This window comes from Hyalangium sp. (assembly GCF_035629615.1).
Classification (GTDB): Bacteria; Myxococcota; Myxococcia; order Myxococcales; family Myxococcaceae; genus Hyalangium.
In genome coordinates this window covers 1-4856 of the sequence record NZ_DASPHO010000229.1, presented here as the reverse complement: position 1 = coordinate 4856, position 4856 = coordinate 1, and the positions used below count along the sequence as shown (strand labels likewise).

The following is a 4856-nucleotide window of genomic DNA, read 5'->3' as shown; positions in this document are numbered from 1 at the left end:
GCGAGGCCGCCGGAGTCAGGCTCCAGGTGCCCGCTGCCGTGGCCACCACGGTGCCCACCGAGACGCCGTCCACCATGACAGTGACGGTGGAGCCCGCCTCCGCCGTGCTGCTGTAGGTCGGCGTGTTGTCGCTCGTCACCGTGCCGTCGGCCGGGGCCGTCACCACCGGGGCCGCAGGGGCTAGGGTGTCCACGATGAAGGTGTTGGTGTTGGAGCTGGGGCTGGTGTTGCCCGCCGCATCCGTGGCCGTGGCGCTCACCGTGTGCGAGCCGTCGGTCAGCGCCCCAGGCTGCGTGAAGCTCCAGTTGCCGCTCGCATCCGCCGTGACGGTGCCCACCGGCGCGCCGTCCACGATCACCGTGACGGTGCTGCCCGCCTCCGCCGTGCCCGTGTACGTGGGCGTGTTGTCGTTGGTGCTCGAGCCATCAGCAGGCGTGCTCACCACCGGGGCCGCGGGCGGCGTGGCGTCCAGCGTGAAGGTGTTGGTGTTGCTCAGCTCGCTCTGCACACCCTGGCTGGCGTTGATCGCCAGGGCATTGACGGTGTGGGAGCCATCCAGCAGGGGTGCCACAGGCGTGAACGACCAGCTACCCGCGCCATCCGGCGTCACACGCCCCACCTCGACTCCATCCACGAAGATGACCACCTCGGTCCCTGCGGGGAGCGGCGTGGCAATCGTCCCAGAGTAGGTGGGCGTGCTGTCGTTGATCAGCGAGCCATCGGCCGGCATCACCACAACCGGCGGGGGCAACACGGGGAAGCCACCCGTCAGGACGGTGCTGATGCCGTTGGCTCCCGCCGTCGCACCATAGCTCGCCCCACCCGGAGCGCCTGGATCCAGCTGGTTGCCAGGGTTTGCGCCCAGGACGGCTGTGCCCGTCAAGTTGCAGGTGCCGCTGCCCTTCTGGAAGAGGACGTGGCCGCCTGCGCCACCTCCACCCGGCCCGATCGCAATGCTCCCGGTGCTGCCACCCGCACCACCCGCAGCCTGGATGGTGCCACACGTCGCCGCGCCGGCAATGCGCAGGGAGATGGTGCCGCCGGCGCCGCCACCGCTGCCCGCGTCCGTCGCGCTGTTGCTCGTATTGCCGTTGGCGAAGAAGCTCCCCGGGAGTGTGAGGGAGCTGGCCCGGATGAAGATGATGCCACCGCCCGCGCCCGCAACCACCTCCGTGGAGTGTCCCGCGCCGCCGCCACCGCCCAGCGTCAAGTGGCTGAGCGCCGGGTACGTCAGCGCCGCGCCACCCTCGCCTCCCACCGCCCTGTTCCCATCCAGGTTGAGATCCGTGTTGCCGCCCTGGCCACCCACCCCGCCGTTGCCGCCGCCGCCACCGCCGGACTTGAGGCACACGCCACCACCGCCCCCATTGGCGCCCCGCCCGCGTCCCGTCACCGAGACCCCGTAGCGGGTGACGGCAATGCCCTCGCCCTTCTGGCCACCCCCGGGGGCAGCCTCGTCCACGCCCGTACAGTCGGTCGTCCCACTGGGATCATCCACCGGCTGCCCACCCCGGAACCCCTGGCCGCGAGCGTCGACGCTGCCGCCGTTGGAGAACGTGCCATTGGCCAGGAAGGCCACCACGCCACCGGTGCTCCCGTTCCACGGGGCCGGGGAGATGCTGCGGCCTGCGTTGATGGTGACGGTGGTGTACTCAGGCACCCGGATGACCTGGGTCACGCTGCCCGCGTACGAGTAGAGCAGCGGCACCGTCAGGTTGAGCGTTGTCCCCGCCACCGAGGACAGCCGCGCGAACTCCCAGCGGCCCACTGGATTGCTGGCAAGATCGATGGGAGAGGGCCCACCCGAGGGAGGCTCGGGGACGATGCCCGTGGTCTGCAGCACCATCACCAGGTCACCCGCAGCGAAGCCCGCGTTGCTGCTGACCTGGATGGCGGTGTCACCCGGAGCCAGCGGCGCCGTCACCTGCGTGTAGGCGTTGATGACCACATTGGCCGCGTTCACTGTGAGCGGGCCATCGCGCCCGGTGCCCAGCCCGACGTTGTCAGGTCCGGCCAGCGCCGGCAGCGCACACAGGGTGACGGCCAGCAGGGCGTTGCGGAGGATGTTCTTCGAGGATGCGTTCTTCATGGTCTCTTCCCCCGCGCTTACGGCTGGGAGCCCTCGCGGGGCGTGGTGAGGAACTCGACCCGGCGGTTGGTCGCCCGGCCCTTGGCAGTAGTGTTGGGGGCAATGGGCCGCTCCTGCCCAAAGCCCTTCGCCTCCAGGCGCTGAGCTTCCACGCCCTTCTTGACGAGGTAATCGCGCACCGCCTCCGCGCGCCGCTGGGACAGCTTCAGGTTCGCGTCCGGCTTGCCCACGTTGTCCGTGTGGCCCTCGATCCAGACCTTCTCCAGCTCCGGGTGCTCCGTGAGGATCTTCGCCACCTGATCCAGCATCTTGAAGCTCCGCGACTGGATGATGGCCTTGTTGCTGGCGAAGTAGACGGTGTCCTTGATCTCGATGCGGCCCTGCTTGATGGCCACCATCTGCTTCTGGGCCGCCGGGCAGCCCTGGTTGTCCGCCGGGCCCGCCTCGGCCGGGCAGTTGTCCAAGTGGTCCGAGACGGTGTCACCGTCCGTGTCCTTGGCCGGGCAGCCCTTCAGCTCGGGGATGCCCGCCTCATTCGGGCAGCTGTCCTGCTCATCCAGCAGACCATCCTTGTCGGTGTCCTTCTCCGGGCAGCCCTGCCGCTCCTTGGGGCCGGCCTCGGTGGGGCACTTGTCGTCGGAGTCCTGCAGCCCATCCTTGTCCGTGTCCGCGCAGCCCTGGAACTCCGCCACGCCGAACACCTGCGGGCACTTGTCCGCCGCGTCCTCGATGCCGTCCTTGTCCGCGTCCGGGCAGCCCTTCAGCATGGCCTCACCCGCCACGAGCGGGCACGCGTCGTCCGGATCCAGCACCCCATCCTTGTCCGAGTCCTTCACCGGACAGCCCTGGGCATCCACGCGGCCGCCCTGGGTCGGGCACGAGTCCGCGCGGTTCTTCAGGCCGTCGTTGTCGTCATCCAGGTCCGGGCACTGCTCGGGCGTGTGCTTGCCACCCGCCACACACCGGGGCGGCATGCTCCCAAATGCCACGCCCAGCAGTCCGCGGAAGGTGGGGGTGCCCGGCGTATTGCCAAAGCCCACACCCGCCAGCGCGTAGGCCTCCAGCGAGTCGCTCACCGGCATCCGCGCGCCGGCCAGAGCCTCGACGGAGGTGCCCGCGCGCCGGAAGGGGATGGAGGCGATGACGTCCAGCTCGCCGCGCAGCCCTTCGCCCGTGGTGGCCAGCACGCCACCCAGGTGCATCTCGTCGCCCAGCTCGTCCCGCACATTCTCGTCGTCACTGAAGAGGGTGCGCGGGCGCAGCGACACTCCCGCGTCCAGCCCGGCCCGCAGGAAGCCGAACCGCTTGCCCACCATCACGCTGGGGAGGGCGCGCAGTGAGCTCTCACGCGCGAGCGCCAGGGCGCTGCCCAGCGGCAGCCCCGCATGGACTCCCACGGACAGATCCACCGGATCCTCGCCCTTCTCGGACAGCAAGCCGAAGCGCAGCGAGAGGTACGGGGTGCCGAGCGCCAGTCCCTCACGGGGCGTGCCCACGCCTCGGGCCGTCAGGTCATCCCCGCTCTGCATGAAGAGCACGGGCACCTGAGCGGCGAGCTCCAGGCGCTCTGACAGGGCGTACGCCCCGGCCAGGTGGCCCGTCACCCGGTGCTTCACCACCGCGCCCACGCGCTCCCCATCCTGGAAGAGCACCAGCGGATCATTCTGGTAGTGGCCCGTGAGGGAGAAGCGGTACCCACCGGACGGGAGCTGCTCGCCGGTGCCCAGCAGCAACGAGCCCTGGCCGCTGGGGTTGAGCAACAGGCGCTCCAGCTCGACCTCGGGAAGCCCCTCGGGCTGAGCGAACGCCGGGGCGCTCATGAGTGCCATGGCAAGCGCCATCAGAAGCGTCAGCGCGAACGAAGGCCGCAGCTGGCAAGCGCGTCGCAGTGCAGCAGCCGGCGAGCCTGCGACCGGTGTGGCGTCAATCATGTCGTCTTCTTCCTGCGGTGGGAACGAGGAGGCACCAGGAGCTGATCAACAGGCGTCTCCGCCCTGGGTCCACTTGTGAGTTCGACTGAGTAATCAAGCTTGAGGAATATTTCCAGTTCACGTCCGCAGCGAGCCCAAGGCCTCTCGGTCACTGGACGGCCAGCCGCGCCTTTTGCTGGATCTTGGAAAATAAGAAGGCCGAGGCCCCGTGCCCTCTGGTGGCACGGCACCTCGGCCTCTCACCGCGCGCCTGCCCCGGCACGAGGGCCGGGGGGACGCGAGGCTGGCTACGGCTGCTTCGCGCCGTCCTCGGCGTAGCGGGTGAGGAAGTCAACGCGGCGGTTGGCCGCGCGACCCTGGCTGGTGGTGTTGGGCTGCAGCGGGCGATCCGGGCCGAAGCCCTTGGCCTCGAAGCGCTCGGTGGCCAGGCCCTTCTTCACCAGGTAGTCACGCACCGCCTCCGCGCGCTGCTGGGACAGGGTGCGGTTGAACTCCACCGGGCCGCGGTCATCGGTGTGGCCCTCGATGATGACCTTGGTGATCTCCGGGTGCTCGGCGAGGACCTTGGCCATCTGGTCCAGCAGCGCGTTGGAGCGAGCCTGGATGGTGGCCTTGCCCGAGTCGAAGTAGACCATGTCCTTGATGTCGATGCGGTCCTGCTTGATGACGATCAGCTGCTTCTGAGCCGCCGGGCAGCCCTGGTTGTCCGCCGGGCCCGCCTGGTTGATGCAGTTGTCCAGGTGGTCCGAGACGGTGTCACCGTCCGTGTCCTTGGCCGGGCAGCCCTTCAGCTCGGGGATGCCCGCCTCATTCGGGCAGCTGTCCTGCTCATCCAG

The 4856-nt window shown here is 69.5% G+C and carries 3 protein-coding genes; all 3 read right to left on the bottom strand.

The annotated features are described in order from the left end of the window. Positions 1–2089, bottom strand: a 2089-nt coding sequence (gene agmC, locus VD972_RS11515; RefSeq protein WP_324985279.1) for an adventurous gliding motility protein AgmC, incomplete at its 3' end; no start/stop codon positions are given. Between the two features lie 17 nt (positions 2090–2106). Beyond that, positions 2107–4020 (bottom strand): OmpA family protein, encoded by a 1914-nt coding sequence (locus VD972_RS11510; protein ID WP_324985276.1) that lies wholly within the window; start codon positions 4018–4020, stop codon positions 2107–2109. A 287-nt stretch (positions 4021–4307) separates the two neighbouring features. After that, positions 4308–4856 (bottom strand): OmpA family protein (locus tag VD972_RS11505; protein ID WP_324985273.1); only part of this gene is annotated, 549 nt, incomplete at its 5' end.